This is a genomic window from Pseudorhizobium tarimense (assembly GCF_022968135.1).
GTDB classification, from domain to species: domain Bacteria; phylum Pseudomonadota; class Alphaproteobacteria; order Rhizobiales; family Rhizobiaceae; genus Neorhizobium; species Neorhizobium tarimense.
Genome location: NZ_JALJRA010000004.1, coordinates 167,574 through 188,876 on the forward strand (window position 1 = coordinate 167,574; position 21,303 = coordinate 188,876).

The 21,303-nt window shown below is 62.1% G+C and carries 17 protein-coding genes and 1 pseudogene; 8 read left to right on the plus strand and 10 right to left on the minus strand.

Features of this window, described 5'->3' with window-relative positions; genetic code table 11:
• The first annotated feature begins 87 nt into the window (after positions 1-87).
• From MUU54_RS06240 to MUU54_RS06250, 3 genes and pseudogenes are all read left to right on the plus strand, one after another.
• Positions 88-870: a glycoside hydrolase family 25 protein gene (locus MUU54_RS06240; RefSeq protein WP_247243164.1), complete on the plus strand. Its 783-nt coding sequence runs from the start codon at positions 88-90 to the stop codon at positions 868-870.
• A 114-nt stretch (positions 871-984) separates the two neighbouring features.
• The gene (locus MUU54_RS06245; RefSeq protein ID WP_376742061.1) at positions 985-2,145 is read left to right on the plus strand and encodes a lytic murein transglycosylase; all 1,161 of its coding nucleotides are present in this window, start codon (positions 985-987) and stop codon (positions 2,143-2,145) included.
• A 78-nt stretch (positions 2,146-2,223) separates the two neighbouring features.
• Positions 2,224-3,144, plus strand: a pseudogene (locus MUU54_RS06250) (DMT family transporter).
• Between the two features lie 437 nt (positions 3,145-3,581).
• On the opposite strand, the gene metF reads toward MUU54_RS06250, so the two are convergent.
• The 3 genes from metF to ettA all read right to left on the minus strand — a co-directional run bounded on the left by metF (position 3,582) and on the right by ettA (position 7,991).
• On the minus strand, positions 3,582-4,478 hold the full coding sequence (metF, locus tag MUU54_RS06255) for a methylenetetrahydrofolate reductase [NAD(P)H] (RefSeq protein WP_247243166.1): 897 nt from the start codon (positions 4,476-4,478) through the stop codon (positions 3,582-3,584).
• Positions 4,479-4,488: 10 nt separating this feature from the next.
• Complete coding sequence (locus MUU54_RS06260; protein ID WP_247243167.1) at positions 4,489-5,490, minus strand: ArsR/SmtB family transcription factor; 1,002 nt, start codon at positions 5,488-5,490, stop codon at positions 4,489-4,491.
• Between the two features lie 851 nt (positions 5,491-6,341).
• Positions 6,342-7,991: an energy-dependent translational throttle protein EttA gene (gene ettA / locus MUU54_RS06265; RefSeq protein ID WP_247243168.1), complete on the minus strand. Its 1,650-nt coding sequence runs from the start codon at positions 7,989-7,991 to the stop codon at positions 6,342-6,344.
• 88 nt (positions 7,992-8,079) lie between these two features.
• Between ettA and MUU54_RS06270 the strand changes: the two genes are divergently transcribed.
• From MUU54_RS06270 to MUU54_RS06285, 4 genes are all read left to right on the plus strand, one after another.
• Positions 8,080-9,009 carry an alpha/beta fold hydrolase gene (locus MUU54_RS06270; protein WP_247243169.1) on the plus strand — a complete coding sequence of 310 codons (930 nt, stop codon included), beginning with the start codon at positions 8,080-8,082 and terminating at the stop codon, positions 9,007-9,009.
• Between the two features lie 96 nt (positions 9,010-9,105).
• Positions 9,106-10,068 carry a DMT family transporter gene (locus MUU54_RS06275; protein WP_247243170.1) on the plus strand — a complete coding sequence of 321 codons (963 nt, stop codon included), beginning with the start codon at positions 9,106-9,108 and terminating at the stop codon, positions 10,066-10,068.
• A 10-nt stretch (positions 10,069-10,078) separates the two neighbouring features.
• Positions 10,079-11,284: a succinate--glutarate CoA-transferase gene (caiB, locus tag MUU54_RS06280; RefSeq protein ID WP_247243171.1), complete on the plus strand. Its 1,206-nt coding sequence runs from the start codon at positions 10,079-10,081 to the stop codon at positions 11,282-11,284.
• Positions 11,281-12,930, plus strand: a complete 1,650-nt coding sequence (locus tag MUU54_RS06285) for a thiamine pyrophosphate-binding protein (RefSeq protein ID WP_247243172.1) — start codon at positions 11,281-11,283, stop codon at positions 12,928-12,930. The genes caiB and MUU54_RS06285 overlap by 4 nt, the downstream gene beginning before the upstream one ends.
• A gap of 60 nt (positions 12,931-12,990) precedes the next feature.
• Here the strand turns inward: MUU54_RS06285 and MUU54_RS06290 are convergent, their stop codons facing one another.
• The 3 genes from MUU54_RS06290 to MUU54_RS06300 form a co-directional block, all read right to left on the minus strand.
• The gene (locus MUU54_RS06290) at positions 12,991-13,332 is read right to left on the minus strand and encodes a RidA family protein (RefSeq protein ID WP_247243173.1); all 342 of its coding nucleotides are present in this window, start codon (positions 13,330-13,332) and stop codon (positions 12,991-12,993) included.
• Between the two features lie 61 nt (positions 13,333-13,393).
• Positions 13,394-13,732: a protein tyrosine phosphatase family protein gene (locus MUU54_RS06295; RefSeq protein ID WP_247243174.1), complete on the minus strand. Its 339-nt coding sequence runs from the start codon at positions 13,730-13,732 to the stop codon at positions 13,394-13,396.
• A gap of 70 nt (positions 13,733-13,802) precedes the next feature.
• Positions 13,803-14,639 (minus strand): DUF4432 family protein, encoded by an 837-nt coding sequence (locus MUU54_RS06300; RefSeq protein ID WP_247243175.1) that lies wholly within the window; start codon positions 14,637-14,639, stop codon positions 13,803-13,805.
• Positions 14,640-14,827: 188 nt separating this feature from the next.
• Here MUU54_RS06300 and MUU54_RS06305 point away from each other — a divergent pair, with 188 nt between their 5' ends.
• On the plus strand, positions 14,828-16,198 hold the full coding sequence (locus tag MUU54_RS06305) for a L,D-transpeptidase family protein (RefSeq protein ID WP_376742062.1): 1,371 nt from the start codon (positions 14,828-14,830) through the stop codon (positions 16,196-16,198).
• Between the two features lie 201 nt (positions 16,199-16,399).
• Here MUU54_RS06305 and MUU54_RS06310 read toward each other — a convergent pair whose 3' ends face one another.
• The 4 genes from MUU54_RS06310 to MUU54_RS06325 all read right to left on the minus strand — a co-directional run bounded on the left by MUU54_RS06310 (position 16,400) and on the right by MUU54_RS06325 (position 21,253).
• Positions 16,400-17,116 (minus strand): AAA family ATPase, encoded by a 717-nt coding sequence (locus MUU54_RS06310; protein ID WP_247243176.1) that lies wholly within the window; start codon positions 17,114-17,116, stop codon positions 16,400-16,402.
• 198 nt (positions 17,117-17,314) lie between these two features.
• The gene (locus MUU54_RS06315; RefSeq protein WP_247243177.1) at positions 17,315-18,460 is read right to left on the minus strand and encodes an iron-containing alcohol dehydrogenase; all 1,146 of its coding nucleotides are present in this window, start codon (positions 18,458-18,460) and stop codon (positions 17,315-17,317) included.
• Complete coding sequence (locus MUU54_RS06320) at positions 18,457-19,842, minus strand: aldehyde dehydrogenase family protein (protein ID WP_247243178.1); 1,386 nt, start codon at positions 19,840-19,842, stop codon at positions 18,457-18,459. The genes MUU54_RS06315 and MUU54_RS06320 overlap by 4 nt, the downstream gene beginning before the upstream one ends.
• Positions 19,843-19,882: 40 nt before the next feature.
• On the minus strand, positions 19,883-21,253 hold the full coding sequence (locus tag MUU54_RS06325) for a glutamine synthetase family protein (protein ID WP_247243179.1): 1,371 nt from the start codon (positions 21,251-21,253) through the stop codon (positions 19,883-19,885).
• Positions 21,254-21,303 lie beyond the last annotated feature (50 nt).

The following is a 21,303-nucleotide window of genomic DNA, read 5'->3' on the forward strand; positions in this document are numbered from 1 at the left end:
CATGATACGCATTTTGCGGCGTTATGGCATACGAACTGCGGCTTCACGCGAGGCTTCGGTCGCGCAGCACCAGCAGATGGACCTTGGATGCCACGCCTGCTCTTTGCACTTCTCGCCGCTATGCTCCTCACGAGCGGATGCAGCGCCGTAAGCTATGACGCGCTCAGCACCGCCTCCGTCGTCAAGCCGCGCTTCCAGGACAACGATCCGGTCGACTTCGGCCACAAGCATCCCGGTAGGCACGACATCCACGGCATCGACGTCTCCAAGTGGAACGGCAACATTGACTGGCAGGCGGCGAAGAAGTCCGGCGTCGCCTTCGCCTTCATCAAGGCAACAGAGGGCAAAGACCGCATCGACAGCGGATTCGAACCAAACTGGCGCGGCGCCGCCGCCGCCGGTCTGCCGCATGCACCCTACCACTTCTACTATTTCTGCTCGACACCGGACGATCAGGCAGACTGGTTCATCCGCAAGGTGCCTAAGGCCGCGGTCCGTCTTCCACCGGTGCTCGACGTGGAATGGAACCACGCGTCGCCCACCTGCAAGCTGCGGCCGCCGCCCGCGACCGTGCGCGCCGCCATGCAACGCTTCATGGATCGCATCGAAGCCCACTACGGCAAGCGCCCCATCATCTACACCACGGTCGACTTCCACCGCGACAATCTCGTCGGCCACTTCGAGGACTATCACTTCTGGCTACGCTCGACCGCTCAGCACCCGGAAGGCACTTATGCCTCCCGCCGCTGGGCCTTCTGGCAGTATACGGCAACCGGCGTCGTGCCGGGCGTCAACGGCAATACCGACATCAACGTCTTCGCGGGTACGGAAAAGAACTGGCACGTCTGGGTGGCTGCAGCCACGGAGTAAGACAGACCGCTGGCCAGGTGCTGCCGCCGCGCTTCCGTCACATTGATCATTGAGACCGGCACAAACCTGTTCCTGCGATGGAGAACCGTTATGCCGATCGCCCGCCGTCTCGCCATGTCCGCCCTGATGTCGACCTGTTTCGCCCTACCGGCGGCCGCCCAGACCTGCGGTGGCGACCTCGCAATCTTCCTTGATGGCATCAAGGCGGAAGCCGTCGCCAAGGGCATCCCGGCAGAGGCCGCGGACCGCGCCCTGGCCGGTGCGCGCGTCAACCAGAAGGTGCTGTCGCGCGACCGTGCACAAGGCGTCTTCAAGCAGACCTTCCTCGAATTTTCGCAGCGGACCGTCAGCCAGGCCCGGCTCGACATCGGGCGGCAGAAACTCAAGCAGTATGCAGATGTCTTCCAGCGCGCCGAGCAGGAGTTCGGCGTACCGCCGGGCGTCATCGCCGCCTTCTGGGCGATGGAGACGGACTTCGGCGCCGTTCAGGGCGACTTCAACACGCGCAACGCGCTGGTGACGCTTGCGCACGACTGCCGCCGCCCGGAACTCTTCCGTCCGCAGCTTCTGGCGTTGATCGAGATGGTGCAGCATGGCGACCTCGAGCCCGCAACCAACACGGGCGCCTGGGCCGGTGAGATCGGCCAGGTCCAGATGCTCCCGGAAGACATCATCGCCTATGGTGTAGACGGCGACGGCGATGGCCATATCAACGTCAAGGGCAGTTCGCCGGACGCGATCCTGACGGCGGCGAGGTTCATCCAGAGCCTCGGCTACCGCCCGGGCGAGCCATGGATCCAGGAAGTGACCCTTCCGGAGGACCTTGAATGGGAACAGACTGGCCTCGGCAACGAGAAGCCCGCTGGCGACTGGTTCGCGATGGGCGTTTCGCCGCGCGACGGCAACACTAACTTTGCTAACTTGCCCGCGGCTCTTGTTCTGCCGCAGGGCCGCAATGGCCCGGCCTTCCTGACCTATCCCAACTTCGGCATCTATCTGGAGTGGAACCAGTCCTTCATCTACACGACGTCGGCCGCCTATTTCGCCACTCGGCTGATGGGAGCGCCGGCTTACCAGAAGGGAAATCCGCAAGCGGGACTGGATGACGCGAGCATGAGGGCGCTGCAGACAAAACTGCAGCAGCGGGGCCACGATGTCGGTGAGATCGACGGCATTCTCGGTTCGGGCACGCGCCAGGCGGTCCAGAAGGAACAGGCGCGCCTCGGTCTGCCGGCAGACGGCTGGCCCACACGGGATCTGTTGAGCGCGCTCTGAGACGGCCTGCCGCAGGATTCGGGTGGCACACACGGGAGGCGCTCGCTATTGCTCCCGTGTCGGCAAAGGAGAATCGATGTGGCAGCACAACCGCAACAGAGACTGACAAGGACCTCCTGGAGCCTGCTGCTCCTGCTTGGCCTGATCTGGGGCGGCTCGTTCTTCTTTGCCCGCGTGGCCGTGCTGGAGGTTCCGCCCTTCACGCTCGTCTTCCTCAGGCTTTCGCTCGCGGCGGTCGCCCTGCACATCTACCTGCACGGGCGGCATGACCTCTACAACACGCTTCGACCCCATTGGCGTGCCTTTGCGGTGATGGGCTTGATCAACAACGCCCTGCCCCACGCTCATCTTCTTTGGCCAGACGGAGATCGGCGCCGGCCTTGCTTCCATCCTCAATGCCACCACGCCGATCTGGACGGTGCTGATCGCCAATCGCTGGACGACCGACGAGAAGCTGACGGCGGCGAAGATCGCCGGCTGCCTGACCGGTCTCGCAGGAACGGCCGTCCTCATCGGACCGGCCCTTGGATCCGCCACACATGCCCCCGTCTGGGCGCTCGTCCTACCCGTGCTGGCGGCCATCTGCTACGGGTTTGCCGGCACCTTCGGAAAGCGCTTCCGCGGCATCCGCGCCCCGGTCACGGCCACCGGGCAGTTGACGGCGTCGTCCTTGATGATGCTGCCGGTTGCCGTTCTCGCCGACCAGCCCTGGTCGCTGCCTCTCCCCAGCCTCGGCGCCATCTCGGCAATCCTGGGCCTCGCGCTGCTTTCGACCGCCTTCGCTTATCTGCGCTTTTCCGGATCCTCACGCTGGCGGGCGCAACCAACACGTCGCTGGTCACCCTACTCGTTCCACCGTCGGCGATTCTCCTCGGCACCGTCTTCCTGGGCGAGCGGCTTGAATGGACGGAGATGGCGGGAATGGCACTTATCGGGGTTGGGCTCCTGATCCTCGACGGGCGGCTTTTCCGCAGGCGCCCGGCTATCGCAGCGCGGTAGCGAATGCCCGTTCGCGCAGAAATCCGTCACGTGATGTTTCGCTTCTTAACGTCACGAGAGGAAATTTCAGGGATTATTCACCATACTCGTTAATCAGGAATTTCCTTTTTAATCAGGGTGATAGCAATCACATTCTGTATGGCTAATGGATCGCGCCGCTGCAGCGCAGCACAAAATCCGCTTTTCAAGAAGCTGGAAACCGACATACACTGACCAGGTCAGCACAAGGAGGCAGACATGGGACGTGCATACTCTCTCAATGTCCTGGTAGTCGGTGCAGCGTTTGTGTTCGTGGCTTCAATGCTCTTCATCTGAGCGCCACAATCTCTCCACTACGGGACATATCTGGCATCCGTGACACTCTGATAAAAGTTTGACAGCAAAAAACGCAGCTTCCGAAGAGGCTGCGTTTTTTCTTTCGTGCCTGCTTGTTTGACTCAGGCCGCGGCACCGGCCCGGGGTTGCTGTCGGGAGCGGCCAAGACGTTCGAGTACCGCGTTCACAAGCGGTGCGCGGTTCATCGTGTAGATGTGAAAGTCGTAGATCCCGCGGCGACGCAGGTCGTCCATTTGTTCGGCCGCAACGTCGGCAGAGACCTTCGCCCGCTCCGCCGGCTTCTCGTCGCAGCCTTCAAACCGTGCGTCCAGAAATGACGGAACGGACGCTCCGCAGCGGGAGGCGAACCGCTTCAGCTGTGTAAGGTTCTGGATCGGCATGATGCCCGGCACGATCGGTATGGTGATCCCTGCCGCCCGCACCTTCTCCAGATACCGCTCGAAGACGTCGTTGTCGAAAAAGAATTGCGTCAGCGCACGCGCTGCACCCGCATCAGCCTTGCGCTTCAGCGTCTCAATGTCGGCGGCCATGTTGTAGCTTTCGGGATGCTTTTCCGGATAGGCGGAAACCGAGACGTCGAAATCGCCAAGCGCCCGCAGGCCTGCGACCAGTTCGGCTGTATCGCCGAAACCTTCAGGGTGCGGCAGGTAGTTTGTACCGATGCCGCTTGGCGGATCGCCGCGCAGGGCCACGATGTGGCGCACGCCCAGCGCCTTGTAATCGGCAACCACCGCCTGCACTTCGTCGCGTGAGGCATCGACGCAGGTCAGATGTGCGGCCGTCACCAGCGGCGTCTCTTCGATCAGCCGCCGTACCGTCGCCAGCGTCGGCGCCTTGGTGGAGCCACCCGCGCCATAGGTGACGGAGACGAAGTCCGGGTTCCACGCGCGCAGAGCCTCGACCGTTTCCCACAGCTGCGCCTCCATTTCGGGCGCTTTGGGCGGAAAGAACTCGAAGGAGACGCTGAAAGGCTCCCGCGACTGGTGAGCAGTTCTCATGCTTTGTCTCCTAGGCAGCGGTGAGTTCGTCGGCAGAATTGGAGCAGGCCATCAGCAGGCGCTTGTCGCGCGCAAGCCAAACGGTCGCCGTCAGCGAAGGTGCCGCCTTCTGCGCCGAAGCCAGATCGACGACCTCCTGCACCTCCAGGCCGACCTTTTCCAGCCAGTCGGTGACGATCTGGTGCGAGAAACCGAGGCGCACATGGGCATGCTCGTCGCGCAGGTACTCCAGGTTATGGGGTGCCAGATCGACGATCAGCAGCCGCCCGCCCGGCCGCAGCACGCGCGCGGCTTCCGCGATTGCAAACTCCGGCTGATCGAGGAAGTGCAGCACCTGATGGATGGTCACGAGGTCGAAGTCCTGCCCCTCCACCGGAAGGTTGAGGATGTCGCCGTGCCGCACCGAAGCCTTCAGGATGCCTGCCTTGTCGAGATTGGCGCGCGCCACCGACAGCATGTCACGGCTGGCGTCGATGCCGACAGCCCGCCGGTAGACGTCCGACAGCAGCTGCAGGATCAAGCCGGTGCCGGTGCCGAGGTCGAGCAGCGAGTCAACTGGCTTCTTGCCGATCAGGCGCAGCAGGGCCTTCTCGACAGCAGCGTCGCTGACATGCAGGCGCCGCAGCTCGTCCCATTCGGAAGCGTTGCGACTGAAGTAGGCCTGCGCCTTCTCCGCCCGCGCCCGCTTGACCGTCGTCAACCGCTCGCCATCGCGCAGAAGAACAGGCTCGTCCTCCACCGTCGCAGCCAGCAGCGTCTGCACCAGGGCAGCCGCCTTCCCGTCCTGCTTCAGACGAAAATAGGCCCATGCGCCTTCCTGGTAGCGCTCGATAAGATCTTCTTCAGCGAGAAGCTTGAGATGACGCGAGATCCTCGGCTGCGACTGGCCGAGGATCTCCGTCAGGTCACTGACCGTCAGATCGCCGGCGGCAAGAAGCGCCAGCAGGCGAAACCGCGTCGGCTCCCCTGCCGTTTTCAGCACGTCCACCAAAGTGTCGAGCGAAAGTCCCATGCCCACCGATCCTCACAATCAAGATATAAAGATATGTTTATATCTTGAGAATGAGGGTGGCAACCCCTAAAAGCGGCAGGAACCAAAAAGAGGAAGGGCGGCACAACGGCCGCACTTCCGGAAGTCACTGACCTCCCTTTCGCTCAAAATCCCTGCCAGCCATCCGCAGGTGCGGTTGCCAGTGCTGCGTTGCCGGATGCCGCCTGCCGCGGCAGCGGCATTACCGGACGTGACGTCACTTTTGCTGGCACTTGACCGCCTGACGCAGGCGCCATCCTGGACCGACCACGCATCTGATCTGTCGCTCCACACAGTTGCTGAACGATGTCCCCTAGCTTGAAGCGGGAGAGGATAATACGCCGCCAGCGCCGGGTCGGAATAGCTAGCAGCGACGACATCTTGGTAAGCCTCGAGCAGCGCATCCTTGGTCTCATCGGTCGCCTTTCGCAGGGCCTGGCGCTGGTCAGCTCCTGCTCCGCTTTCCCCGGGAATAAGCACGGCAAGTTTCCCTCCAGCCCGGGCGAGGCGCTCCAGCAGTACCGCAATCCGCGTTGCGGCCCGTGTCTTGTAGGCTTCGTAAGTTACCACCCGCCGAAAGTGATGGCGGCTGCAAGGGGCGTAACCGTTAAGATGGTTAGAGACTGGCGAAACGAAAGGCGTTGGATCAGACCCATGCGAAACTCCTGTTGAGGTCTTCTCATGACGTCAATCGAATGGCACTGATCATCCGTGGCCCTGTGTCGGTACCGCAAGTTTTCTAATAATATGGATATACTCGCATATTCTCATATGAATGAGAGGCGAGGACGGGCCGTGACATGGCGGCTCGTCCTCTTGAGAAGGCTCGACGGCTAGCGCGTCAGGCGCTTGTAGGTCACACGCTTCGGATTAACCGATTCCGGGCCGAGGCGGCGGATTTTGTCCTGTTCGTAGTCTTCGAAGTTGCCTTCGAACCATTCCACGTGGCTGTCGCCTTCAAAGGCCAGGATATGGGTCGCCAGACGGTCGAGGAACATGCGATCGTGGCTGATGATGACGGCGCAGCCTGCGAAGTTTTCAAGCGCATCCTCGAGTGCCGACAGCGTCTCGGTATCAAGGTCGTTGGTCGGCTCGTCGAGCAGAATGACGTTGCCGCCCGACTTCAGCATCTTGGCAAGATGCACGCGGTTTCGCTGACCGCCGGAGAGGTTGCCAACCTTCTGCTGCTGATCGCCACCCTTGAAGTTGAAGGCGCCGCAATAGGCGCGAGAGTTCATCTCGAACTTGCCGAGCTTCAGCACGTCGTTGCCGCCGGAAATTTCTTCCCAGACATTCTTGTTGCCGTCGAGCGAGTCGCGGCTCTGGTCGACATAGCCGAGATCGACGGTATCACCGATGCGGATCTCGCCGTTATCCGGCTTCTCCTGGCCAGTGATCAGCTTGAAGAGAGTTGACTTACCGGCGCCGTTCGGACCGATGACGCCGACGATGCCACCGGGCGGCAGCTTAAAGGTTAGGTTTTCGAAGAGGACGCGGTCGCCATAGGACTTGCTGAGGTTCTCAGCCTCGATGACGACGTTGCCGAGCCGCTCACCGACCGGGATGATGATCTGTGCTTCACCGGGACGACGGTTTTCCGCCGCGGCCACCAGTTCATCATAGGCGCGGATACGAGCCTTGGACTTGGCCTGACGTGCCTTGGGCGAAGATGCAATCCATTCCTGTTCGCGCGACAGCGCCTTCTGGCGACTTCCTTCCTCGCGCTCTTCCTGTGCCAGACGCTTTGCCTTGGCCTGCAGATAGGCGGAATAGTTGCCCTCGTAGGGAATGCCGCGGCCACGGTCCAGCTCGAGGATCCAGCCGGTGACGTTGTCGAGGAAGTAACGGTCGTGGGTGACCATCAGGATGGCGCCCGGATATTCGCGCAGGTGCTTTTCGAGCCAGGCGATTGTTTCGGCGTCAAGGTGGTTCGTGGGTTCGTCGAGGAGCAGCAGGTCAGGCTGACGCAGCAAGAGCTGGCAGAGCGCGACGCGGCGCTTTTCACCACCGGAAAGATTCTCGACATTGGCGTCACCAGGCGGACAACGGAGCGCTTCCATGGCCATCTCGACCTGGCTCTCGAGGTCCCAGAGGTTCTGGCTGTCGATGACGTCCTGCAGCTTGGATCCCTCTTCCGCCGTCTCGTCGGAATAGTTCATCATCAGTTCGTTGTAGCGATCGAGGATCGCCTTCTTGTCGGCAACGCCTTCCATCACGTTTTCGAAGACAGTTTTCGACGGGTCGAGCTGCGGCTCCTGCGGCAGGTAGCCCAGCGTGGCGCCGTCGGCGAGCCAGGCTTCGCCGGTCCATTCCTTGTCCAGCCCCGCCATGATCTTGAGCACGGTCGATTTACCGGCGCCGTTCGGGCCGAGGATGCCGATTTTGGCGTCCGGATAGAAGGACAGATGGATGTTTTCGAGGATCTTCTTGTTGCCGTAAGACTTGTTCAGTCCGGCCATGTGGTAAATGAACTGGCGTGCCATTAGAAAAAATGCTCCGGCGTCTTGGGGTTTGGACGCTATCTAGGCGAAACGGGCGCCAGGAGCAATGCGCGAGCGGGAGGTGCGGGGAATGTTCGAGGGCATCAATCGGCAGGAAAGTTCGACCGGCGCCAGCCTCGCCTACCGACACCAGGCTGCCGTTGGCGCCGCTCGCGGTATCCTGCTGATCTGCCATGGGCTGGCGGAGCATTCCGGCCGATACGGTGAGTTTGCCCGATTCATGAGCGGCCGGGGCTTCCATGTCTATGCCCACGACCACCGGGGGCATGGCCACACTAGCGCACCAGACGCGACGGTCGGTCGGTTTGCGAGGCGCCACGGGGTCGGCAAGGTTCTGGAGGACGTGCAGGCGATACGCGATCTGGCCGCCCGCGCACATCCGGGCCTGCCGGTCATCCTCTTTGGCCATTCCATGGGCGGCCTTGCCGCTCTCAACGCCGCGGTCGACAACCCGGGCGCATTCGAAGGCCTCTCGATCTGGAACTCCAACTTTCATCCGGGTCCTGCCGGACGTTTCGCCCAAGGCGTGCTGTTGACGGAGAAGGCATTGAAGGGCGCAGACGTGCCAAGCACCATCCTGCCGATCGCGACCTTCCGCGCCTGGGGGCGGTCCATGCCCGAGAAGCGGACGGAGGCAGACTGGCTGAGCAGTCAGCCCGAGGAAGTCGACGCCTACAATGCCGACCCGCTCTGCGGCTTCGACGCCAGCGTCTCGCTCTGGCTAGATGTCTTTGCGCTGACCTTCCGCGGCCCGCGCCTTATAGACCGGCTGCCGAAGGACATGCCGGTCTATCTCGTCGGCGGCGACACCGACCCGGCGACGAACGGCGGTCGTGAGATCACCTGGCTTGCCCACCAACTGCGGAGCAAGGGCCTGACCCGCCTCACCAGCCGGATCTGGCCAGACACTCGCCACGAGACGCTGAAGGACAAGGTCCGGCACAAGGCGATGGAAGAATTCGCCTCCTGGGCTTCGGGGGCCCTCAGCCCGGCGGAATGATGCATTTACAATTCTTCAAGTGCCAGCGGATCGGCCGTTGGCTATAGGTTGAGCGTGGCGGCGGATGTCGGCCGCACCTCGTAAGAGTGGATCAGGATGAACGCGCCCGCCGGCGGCCTTGCCGCACCGAACACACCTTCTGCGGAGATCGTCAACGGCCTCCTCCTGATGCTGCTGGCGATGCTGGCGGCACCGCTCATAGATACCTTCTCCAAGCTTGCGACCAGCAGCAGCTCGCCGACGATGATCACCGCGGGGCGCTTCGTCTTTCAGGCGATCTTCATGCTGCCGATCGTCGTTTGGCAGCGCCTCTGGCGCAGCTTCTCCTGGCGGATGAGTGCGTTTCACGCCGTGCGGGCGGGCCTGATCACCCTCGGCATGATCTGCTTTGTCGCAACGCTCGCGGTCATGGAAGTAGCCGATGCGGTGGCGATCTTCTTTGTGGAGCCGATCATCCTGACGGTCCTTTCCAGCATCTTCCTGAAGGAAACCATCGGCTGGCGGCGCTACACCGCCTGTGGTGTCGGCTTCCTCGGCGCCATAATCGTCATCCAGCCAAGCTTCCAGGATATTGGTTACGTCGCCCTGCTGCCGATCGTCACCGCCTTCTGCGTCGCAATCTTCGCCTTGATGACGCGGGCGCTGGCGCCACGGGAAAACCCGTGGGCGATGCAGTTCCAGATGTCGGTGTGGGGCATCCCGATCTCGGCGGCACTTCTCGTCGTCGGCAACTGGAGCGGCATCGACTTCATCGCGCCCTCTATGCCGGGCCTGACGAGCACGTTCTTCATGATCGGCGTCGGTTTCTTCGCGGCACTCTCGGGAATCCTTGCCGTCTACGCCTACCGCGTGGCACCCGCCTCGGTTCTGGCGCCGCTGCAATACTTCGAAATCATCTCGGCGACGCTGTTCGGCTGGCTGGTCTTCGGCGACTTTCCGGATGCGGGCAAGTGGCTGGGAATCTCGATCATCATCGGCTCCGGCCTCTACATCATCTTGCGCGAACGCCGCGTCGCCTCAAAGCCAGTGACGACCGCCGACGTCGCAGTGAAACCGTGAAGCCCAGAGAATGAACAAGAAGACAGAAAAGCAACCTCCACTCGCCGGCATCCGCGTCATCGAGCTCGCCCGCGTGCTTGCTGGGCCCTGGGCCGGCCAAATGCTGGCCGACATGGGGGCTGACGTCATTAAGGTCGAGAACCCTGAGGGTGGTGATGACACCCGTGCCTGGGGCCCGCCCTTCGTGGAGAGCGACAACGGCGAAAACCTTTCCGCCGCCTATTACCACGCCACCAATCGCGGCAAGCGCTCCGTCGCCGTCGACCTAAAGACGGCAGAAGGCCAGGAGATCGTCCGCCGGCTCGTGGCCACCGCCGACGTCCTAATCGAGAATTTCAAGCAAGGCGGTCTAACGAAATACGGCCTCGACTACGAGCGCCTGAAGGCGCTCAATCCGAAGCTCGTCTATTGTTCGATCACCGGTTTCGGTCAGGATGGCCCCTATGCAGGCCTTGCGGGCTACGACTACATCGTCCAGGGCATGTCCGGCTTCATGTCGATCACCGGTGAGCCGGACGGACAGCCGATGAAGGCCGGGGTCGCCATCGCCGACATCTTCACCGGCATCTACGCAGTGACAGCCATCCAGGCGGCGCTGATCCACGCAATGAGGACCGGCGAAGGACAGCTTGTCGACATGGCATTGCTCGACGTGATGTCGGCCGTGCTTGCCAACCAGAACATGAACTACCTCATCTCCGGCACCGCCCCGACCCGCCTCGGCAACGCCCATCCGAATATCACCCCCTATGAAGTGATCCCGGTCAAGGACGGTCACATCATCCTCGCCGTCGGCAACGACGGCCAGTTCCGCCGGCTGTGCACCATCCTGGGGCTCGAGCCCTTGGCCGACGACGAGCGCTTTGCAACCAACCGCGCCCGGGTCTCCGACCGCCACCAGCTGCGCCGTCTCGTCACTACTGAAACCGCGAAGTGGACTAAGGCGGAGCTGCTTGCGGCCTGCGGCGAGAACGCTGTGCCGGCCGGGCCGATCAACTCCATCGCGGAGATGTTCGAAGACCCGCAGGTCCAGGCGCGCAAGCTGCGGGTCGACCTTCAGGCGGCAGACGGCACGATGATCCCAGGTGTTCGCACCCCCATCGTCCTCTCCGAAACGCCGCTGACCTACACCCGCTCGAGCCCGAAGCTGGGCGAACATACCGCCGACGTGCTGGCCGAATTGAACATCAACGAGATTAAGGGAACGAAATCATGAAAACCGGTGGACAGCTGATCGTCGAGGCGTTGAAGGCCAATGGCGTCGAGCGTATCTCCTGCGTGCCGGGGGAAAGCTATCTCGCCGTGCTCGACGCGCTCTATGACAGCGGCATCGACGTGCTCGTCTGCCGCCAGGAAGGTGGCGCTGCCATGATGGCAGATTGCTGGGGGAGACTCACGGGTCAGCCCGGCATCTGCATGGTAACCCGCGGCCCCGGCGCCACCAATGCTTCCGCTGGCCTGCACATTGCCCGTCAGGATTCCGTCCCGATGATCCTCTTCATCGGCCAGGTGCAGCGCGATGCTCGCGAACGCGAGGCCTTTCAGGAGGTTGAATATCGCCGTGCCTTCACCGAATTCGCCAAATGGGTAGGCGAGATCGACGACGCCCGCCGTATCCCGGAATTTGTCACGCGCGCCTTTGCCGTGGCGACCTCCGGCCGTCCCGGACCGGTCGTGCTGACCTTGCCGGAAGACATGCTGGTGGAAGAGGTCGAGGCGCCGGCCGCACAGCGTTATATGCCCGTAGAAGCGCATCCCGGTCCGAGACAGATGCAGACTTTCGAGGGCATGCTGAAGGATGCGCAGCGGCCGATGTTCATCCTCGGCGGCACGCGCTGGAACGAACAGGCCGTCGCCGAGTTCCAGGACTTCGCCAGCCGCTTCAAGGTTCCGGTGGGCTGCTCCTTCCGACGGCAGATGTTGTTCGACCACCTGCATCCGAGCTACGCCGGCGATGTGGGCATCGGCATAAACCCGGCGCTGGCGAAGGCAATCAAGGAGTCCGACCTGCTGGTCCTCGTTGGCGCACGCATGTCGGAAATGCCGTCCTCCAGCTATACGCTGATCGACATTCCCTACCCCGCGCAGAAGCTCGTTCACGTCTATCCGGACCCGGAAGAACTGGGGCGGGTGTACCGGCCTGATCTCGCGATCTGCGCGGCACCGGCGGAGTTTGCCTCTGCGCTAAAGCACCTCAACCCACCGGCAGCACCGCTTCGGGCGGAGCGCAGGTCGGCGATGCACGACGCGTACCTGAAGTGGTCCACGCCGCCGAAGACTGGCCCAGGCGCAGTGCAGATGGGCCCGATCATGGAGTGGCTCGACGCCAACACGAAGGACGACACGATCTTCACCAACGGCGCCGGCAACTACGCCACCTGGGTTCACCGCTTCCACCGCTTCCGCAAGTTCAATACACAGGCTGCGCCGACCTCGGGCTCCATGGGCTACGGTCTGCCTGCGGCGGTTGCGGCAAAGCAGCTTTTCCCGGAACGCGAAGTTATCTGCTTTGCCGGCGATGGCTGCTTCATGATGCACGGCCAGGAGTTCGTCACCGCGGTGCGCTACAACCTGCCGATCATCACGGTGCTGGTGAACAACGGCACCTATGGCACGATCCGCATGCACCAGGAGCGGGAATATCCGGGCCGCGTCAGCGCAACCGACCTCGTCAATCCCGACTTCGTCGCCTTCGCCAAGGCCTACGGGGGCCACGGTGAGCTTGTGGAGAAGACGGAAGACTTCGCCCCTGCCTTCGAGCGCGCCCGGGCGAGCGGCAAGCCCGCGATCATCGAGGTGAAGCTCGACAGCGAGGCGATCACGCCGACACGGACGCTGACGCAGATCCGCGAGAAGGCCTGAGACGAAAAAAGCAGGCGCATCAGACTGATGCGCCGGCTTCTGGATTCAGGGTGTCACAGCTCAGATGGCGGCAGTTACGGTAAACTCGACCTTGTACTTCGGTGCTGCGAGCTTGGCTTCGCTCGTTGCACGGGCCGGTGTGTTCGCCGGATCGATCCAGGCTTCCCAGACAGCGTTCATCTCGGCGAAGTAGGACATGTCGGAGAGGTAGATCAGCGTCTGCAGGATCTTCGACTTGTCGCTGCCGGCAGCGGCCAACAGACGGTCTACTTCCCGCAGCGCATACTCGCACTGTTCCTTCACGGATTCGCCTTCGCCGACCTGACCGGACAGGTACACGGTGTTTCCGTGCACGACGGCGCCGCTCATGCGGGCGCCGGGCTCGATGCGCTTGATGCTCATTAATGCTCCTGATTATCTTGTGTTTGGAAACGGTAGCCGGCTGGGCCGGCCGCGAAAGATGTCAGCCGCGAATGTGCTGGCTCTTTTCGTAAATTGCCGTCGAGCGCGCGCCGGATCGGCAGTAGCCGAGCATCGGCCGCGGCAGCTCGTCCAAGGCGTCGACCATGCCGTTGACGGCCTCTACGTCGACACCCATGCGCCCGACCGGCACATGCCTGATCTCAAGCCCAAGCTCTGCCGCCTTGGCTGAAATCTCGCCGAAGCTCGGCTGGCCCGGCTCTTCCTCATCCGGACGGTTACAGACGATCGACTTGAAACCCATCGCCTTGATCTGATCCAGATCCTCGGTGGTGATCTGGCCGGTTACGGCATATTCGTCGTTGATCTGTCGGATGTCCATGGCAATTCCTCCGGATGGGACGTGGGCCCTGCATTACGCTGCCACCGGCGGAGCGTCAATTGAGATGGTTTCAGGTGAACGAGAAGCGCAGTGCGTAATCGATGCTCTCGCCGGGCTTCAGCGGCTTCAGCTCGCCCTTTTCCGCCAGTTCCTTGCGGCTGACACAGCGATGGGAAACCGGCTCGATCCCCAGCACATGTGCCGGCGCCTGCTGATTGCGCCACACCTGCAGATGCGGAAGCGTGTCGGTCCGGAACTTCACCTTCAGCGTCGCGCCACCGATCGCAGCAATCGGGCCGAGGCTCACCTCGGCCCAGCCGCTCTCATCCGTCGCCGCAGGCACGCAGAACACGCCGCCCGGATCCTCGCCGAAATTCCAGGGCAGGCTGCCGTCCAGCATCTTGCCGTTCAGCTTCACCTCGCTGTCGAACAGCCAGGCGCCGATGTTCATGTGATACATCTGGACCGCCGGAAAGGGCTTGGTGCCGGTGTTGGTCACCGTGTCGAACAGACAGACTTCGCTGCTCTCCCCGTTGATGCGCCAGTGACGCTCCAGAAGCGCCCGCCCACCATCTGCGAGATCGACCGGGACCCTGGCGCGGCATTCCGCACCTCCGTCCTGCACATCCCAGAAAAGAACCTCGGCCGGATGGGACGAGAAGGAACCGTGCAGCGGGTAGCTCTTGCCATCGCGGCGCCCGGGGATCGGCTCGGGATGACGGATGTGATCCGGGCCGCACGTGAAGAGGAAGCCTTCCAGCGAATGGTCGATCCGCGGGTCGCCGTCGTCAGGGATCGCGCGTCCTGGCGCGACGTCCACTTCAGCGACGAAGCAGGAGCCGATATCCATGACGGAGGTCTCGTCCAGCAAAAGACGTGGCCCGGCGGCTGCGGAAAAAGCTTTCATTTCAACTCCTCACTCCCTAAACGACTCTGTTATCAGAACGTGATCGAAAATTAACGCCGCGTTCATGACGAATTCACCTTTTTCACACTAGCGTCAAAATTAGCTTGTCTGTGGCAGCTGATGCACGAGTGGAACGTTTCGCTGCCTCGGCAATTTCATCTCTGTTCAACAAGAAGGTCGGTGGCAACGTGAAAAGGCTTCTAACCGCTAGTCTCGGATTTGCCTTTCTGGCGACACAGGGCGCCTCGGCGGTATCAGCTCAGTCAATCTACGATCCCTACGCATCCGACACCATGCTGGTGGCACCGGATGGCGCGATCCTGGATTATATCCCCGAACAGGGTGACGTGGTGATCAGCCGCGATCGGGCGGGACGCCGCGTCCTGATCGACCGCTACGGCAACGTGGTGGCAACCGAAATGCGCAACGACGGTTATGCACCGCAACGGGTCGACCAGTATCCGCCCCGACCGGGCGGGTACCGCGAGTACCGTGACACCGCCGGCTATCGAGACTATCGCGAGTACCGCCCCGAGGAACCGGGCTCCATCACCGGCTCCATTCCTGGTCCCGGCTCCATCACGCGCCTGCCGCTCGACGAGCAGCCCTATCCGCAGGAGCAGCAGCCGCAGGATGATTACGCCTCCATCGAGCGCGAACAGCAACCGCTTCAGCAGCTGGAGCCGGAGAAACCGATCATCGCGGTAACCAAGAAGCCGCAGGCTGAAGTCGCCGCGCTGCAGGTCTTCCTCGATCGCGAAGGCATTTCGCCTGGCGTCATCGACGGCCATCTCGGCGAGAACGTCAACAAGGCCATTGCCGCCTGGCAACAGATGACCGGCGAGACGCTGGACCCGAACAACTCCGAAGAGATCTTGCAGCGCCTGAGCTACTCGGGCGGCCTGCCGATCGTCGATTACACCATCACGGCAGCCGACGCAGCCGGCCCCTATGTCGCCTCGATCCCCGACGACTATGCGCACAAGGCGCAGCTGCCGGCCATGGCTTATACCTCGACCAGCGAGAAGCTCGCCGAGCAGTTCCATATGGACGAGAACTACCTGAAGGCGCTCAATCCCGGCGTGGACTTCTCGATCCCCGGTACGACGATCAAGGTGATCAGCCCCGGCAACCCGAAGACCGGCGCCGTAACCCGGATCGTCGCCGACAAGAGCAGGGAACAGGTCTTTGCCTATGGCGAAGACGGCAACCTGATTGCCGCCTACCCGGCAACGATCGGCTCGAGCGACACGCCCTCGCCTACCGGCACACACACCGTGCAGCGGATAGCCCTGAACCCGGGCTATACCTATAACCCGAAGGTCAACTTCAAGCAGGGCAACAACGACAAGATCCTTGAGATCCCGCCTGGTCCGAACGGCCCCGTCGGCACCGTCTGGATCGCCCTTTCGAAGCCGACCTACGGCATCCACGGAACACCGGAGCCGTCCAAGATCGGCAAGACCAACAGCCACGGCTGCATCCGCCTGACCAACTGGGACGCAACCGAACTCGCGAAGATGGTTAAGCCGGGAACGGTGGTGGAGTTCTCCGAATAAAAAAGGCGCCTCCGGGCGCCTTCAGCTTGATAACAACCCCCCGCCCCACCTTCTCAAGGACCATGATTCACGGAACGTCTCTGAATCGAAAAGAGAACGGATCGGAGTCGAAGTAGCGCCAGCAAAGGCAAAGAGGACTTTGTCAGCAGTCTGAAGGCGCCTCCGGGCGCCTTTTTTTGATTGGACCTACATCGAAGATCGTCAGGCCGCGTTGCGGCCGAAGGGGAAAACGCGCAGGCGCGGCGAACGGATGATATGCGTCGGCATCAGGCGCATTACCTCCTGCGCGAAGGCGCCGGCATTCTCCTTCGCTTTGTCCAGATTACTGACCTTTGCAGCATCGAGCGAGTGAAGCGTGCCCCCGACCTCAAAAAGTTCCTTGAAGGCGTTCCGTTCGCCGATCGGCGTGTTGAGGACATTCACCCCACGTGCAGCAAGCAGGCCCTTGATCGTGATCAGCGCCTTGGTGGTCACCATCGAGGTGACGCGGGTAAGTACAACCGAATGCGGGATGTCGAGATTCGCCTTATCTTTCATCAGCGCCAGAAGGTCGAGAATTTGGGCGGCACCCTTGGCGTCCATGGCCGAGCCTTGGACTGGAATCATAACATGATCGGAGAGGCCGATTGCCGTCGTCACGAGCGCATCCTTGGCGCCGGCCAGATCAATGATGAAGAAGTCGACCTGAGTCGCCATTTCGCGCAGATGACAATGCAGTGATGCCACCGAAACTTCCGAGATGACCTGAAGATTGCGGACCGGACCGGAAATCTCCGCCCACTGGGTGATCCAGTGCTGCGGGTCGCAGTCGATGATGGCGACGCGGTAACCCTGGTGGGCAAGTTCTGTCGCAAGCAGAAGGGCAGCGGTGGTCTTTCCGGCTCCACCCTTGGCATTGGCAAAGGAAATTACGGGCATTCTCGGTCCTCAGGAGGGTATGAGCGGCATCGCTCCAAGCGGCACCGCCGAAGCATGGTGCATTGCCTGCATCCTCCTTAACCATGGTTAACAAAGGGTAAATTTAGCGATCCATGATGTGACCGGCGATTGTCATCGAGGCAGAGAAAAGGCCCCGGAGCGTCTGCTGCGAGGCCTTGATCATGCTGCTTGGGAACTTCAGAAGGAATCGATGAAGAGCTGTTTTGTATTCTCCAGCGTCATCGGAACGGGGTTCCCGCCGCAGCTCGGGTCCTCGATCGCCATTGCGGCAAGGTCGGCGACCCGATCCTGCTTGACCCCCATTGCGGAGAGGTTTTCGGGGACGCCAAGCTCCGAACGCAGGGACAGGACGTAGCCGTAGAACCCGTCGAAACCACCGCTGATGCCGAGGTAGGCCGCCGCACGCTCGATCTTCTCTTCGATCGCCGGCCGGTTGAAGCGCAGCACCGGCGGCATCACCACTGCGTTCGTCATGCCGTGGTGCGTGTTGTAGACCGCGCCGATCGGATGTGAGAGCGAGTGAATGGCCCCTAGACCCTTCTGGAAGGCCACCGCACCCATGGCAGCGGCTGCCATCATGTTGGTGCGGGCCTCGATGTCAGTCCCGTCCTTGTAGGCGCGCGGCAGGAATTCCTTCACGAGCCGCATGCCTTCCAGCGCGATTCCCTGGCTCATCGGGTGGTAGAAGGGCGAGCAATAGGCTTCTAGGCAGTGAGCGAAGGCATCCATGCCGGTGCCGGCGGTGATGGTCTTCGGCATGCCGACCGTCAGCTCCGGATCGGCGATAACCGCGCCGGGCAGGAACTTCGGATGGAAGATGATCTTCTTCACATGCGTCTGCGAGTTGGTGATGACCGAGGCGCGGCCGACTTCGGACCCGGTGCCAGCGGTGGTCGGCACGGCGACGATCGGGGCAATGCCGTCGGTGCTGGCGCGGGTCCACCAGTCGCCGATATCCTCGAAATCCCAGACAGGCCGCGTCTGGTCCACCATGAAGGCGACAGCCTTGCCGAGATCGAGGCCCGATCCGCCGCCGAAGGCGACCACGCCATCATGCCCGCCGTCGCGGAACGCCTTCACACCGGCCTCGAGGTTCTTCTCGTTGGGGTTCGGGTCGACGTCGGAGAAGATGGCGCGGCCAAGGTTTGCCTCGTCGAGGACGTCCAGCGCATGGGCGGTGATCGCCATCGACGCCAGTCCACGGTCGGTGACCAGCAGCGGCTTCTTCATGCCGAGCGACTTGCACGCATCTCCGAGTTCCTTGATCCGGCCGCGGCCCATCTTGATGGCGGTGGGATAGCTCCAGTTCGCGACGATGTTCATTGCGTGACCTTCTTCAGGTGGTAAGACTTCGGTCTGGTGAGGTTGTGGAAGCCGAGGACGGAAAGCGAGCCGCCGCGACCGGTTTCCTTGACTCCTGTCCAGCAGAGAGCCGGATCGAGGTAATCCGCGCGGTTCATGAAGACGGTGCCGGTCTCGATCTCGCGGCCGATCCGCCCTGCCCGCTCCGCGTCTTTCGTCCAGAGGGACGCGGTGAGCCCGTACTTGCTGTCGTTCATCAGCGAGAGTGCTTCCTCGTCGCTCTTCACCTTCATGATGCCGACTGCAGGACCGAAGGTCTCCTCGGTCATAAAGGCCATTGAGTGGTCGACGTTCACGAGCACCTGCGGGGCGAGATAGGCGCCGCCGTCATCCGCCGGGAAAAGCTTAGGATCCACCAGCGCCTTCGCACCGCGGGAAACAGCATCAGCCACCTGCTCTCGGACCACCTTGGCGAAGCGTTTGTTCGCCATTGGACCAAGCGTCGTCTCCTGCTCCAGCGGATTGCCGAGCTTGTAGTTGGAAACCCAGGCGACCGACTTTTCGACGAACTGTTCATACAGCGACTCGTGCACGTAGATACGCTCGATGCCGCAGCAGCACTGGCCCGAATTGTAGGTGGCGCCATCCATCAGCGTATCGACGGCCGCGTCGAGATCGGCGTCTTCCATCACATAGCCCGGATCCTTGCCGCCGAGTTCCAGGCCGAGGCCGGTGAAGGTGCCCGCCGCTGCCCGTTCAATCGAGCGACCGCCCTCCACCGAGCCGGTGAAGTTGACGAAGTTGAACTTGCTTGCCGCGATCAGCGCCGAGGTGGTTTCATGGTCGAGAAAGAGGTTGACGAAGACGTCCTCCGGCACGCCCGCCTCCACAAAGGCGCGCACCAGCCGCTCGCCGACGAGCAGTGTTTGGGAGGCATGCTTGATGACGACGGTATTGCCAGCCATCAGCGCCGGCGCCACCGTGTTAATTGCCGTCATGTAAGGGTAGTTCCACGGCGCGATCACGAAGACGACGCCGTGTGGCTCGCGCTCGATGCGGCGCTCGAAGCTGGCGCTCTCCTCCATGACCATCGGCGCCAGGGCGTCGGCCGCGATCGAGGCGACATAATTGGAGCGTTCGTTGAAGCCCTTGAACTCGCCGCCATAGCGGACCGGGCGCCCCATCATCCAGGCAAGTTCCGGCACAATTTCGTCGGCCATCTCATTGAGGCGTGTGACCCCCTTGAGCACCAGTTGCACCCGCTCCTCCAGCGGCCGCCTTGCCCAGGCCTTCTGAGCTTTGCGGGCGCGGCCCACGGCGGCAGATGCCTCTTCGAACCTCATGGCCTCCCGCTCGGCATAGACCGAGCCGTCGACCGGCGAGATGCATTGGATCATGGTCATGATCACAGTTCCTGTCGTTTATGATATTGTGGGTCGAGCACTAGGCCCTTTCGAAACCGCGCGCCACTTCCCAATCGGTGATGCGACGATCGTACTCTTCCTGCTCCCATTGCGCTGCCCGGGTGTAGTGGTCGATGACGTCATCGCCGAAGGCGGCGCGCAGCATCGTGGAGCCGGACATCAAGGACGTCGCATCACGTAGCGTATGCGGGATCTCCCGGATGTCCTTGCCGCCATAGGCGTCGCCTTCGAAGGCCGGCTCGAGCTCCATCTTCTTCTCCATGCCGTCAATGCCAGCCGCCAAAAGCGCCGCCATGGCGAGATAGGGATTGAGATCGGAGCCGCCAACGCGGCATTCGATGCGAATGCCCTTCGTTTCTTCGCCGCAGAGTCGGTAGCCGGCAGTGCGGTTGTCCTTCGACCACACGGCCTTGGTCGGCGCGAACGTGCCGGCCATGTAGCGCTTGTAGGAGTTGATATAGGGGGCGAGGAAGTAGGTGATCTCATCGGCATGCGCGAGTAGGCCGGCCACGTAGTGCTTCATCGTCTCCGACATGCCGTATTCATCGTCTTTGTCGAAGAAGAGCGGCGTCTTGCCGTCCGCGCTCCAAAGCGACTGGTGAATGTGCGACGACGAGCCGGCCGCATTGTAGTTCCACTTGGCCAGGAACGTGATGGCCTTGCCTTTCGACCAGGCGATCTCCTTGCAGGCATTCTTGATGACGACGTGCCGGTCAGCCATGGTCAGCGCATCCGCGTAGCGGACGTTGATCTCCTCCTGCCCCGCCGAAGCCTCGCCCTTGGAATTCTCCACCGGAATGCCCGCACCCTGCAGGCCGTTGCGGATCGCCCTCATCACATCCTCTTCCTTGGTGGTCTGGAAGATGTGGTAGTCCTCGTTATAGGTGCTGGCGAGCTTGAGGCTCCTGTAGCCGGAGGCCTGCGCCTGTTCATACGTCTGGTCGAACAGGAAGAATTCGAGCTCCGTTGCTATGAAGGCCTTCATGCCCATCGCTTCCAGTCGCCCGACCTGCTTCTTCAGAATCGCACGCGGAGAATGGGGCACCTCCTCATGCGTGTGGTGATCCAGCACGTCGCAGAGAACGAGTGCGGTGCCTTGCAGCCAGGGCACGCGCCGGAGCGTCGAAAGATCCGGCTTCATGGTGTAGTCGCCGTACCCCTTCTCCCAGCTCGTTGCCTTGAAGCCGGAAACAGTTTCCATCTCCATGTCGGTGGCAAGCAGGTAATTGCAGCTATGGGTCTCCTCGTAGGCGCTCTCGACGAAGAACTGGGCTTGGAAGCGTTTGCCCATGAGCCGGCCCTGCATGTCGACAAGGCAGGCGAGAACGGTATCGATGCTGCCGTCAGCCACATCGGATTTGAGGTCTTCGAAGGTGTAGTTGGCGCTCATAGAGAATGTCCGTCAGGGCAAAATGGATGCGAGGGGCGGTGGGCTCTCTG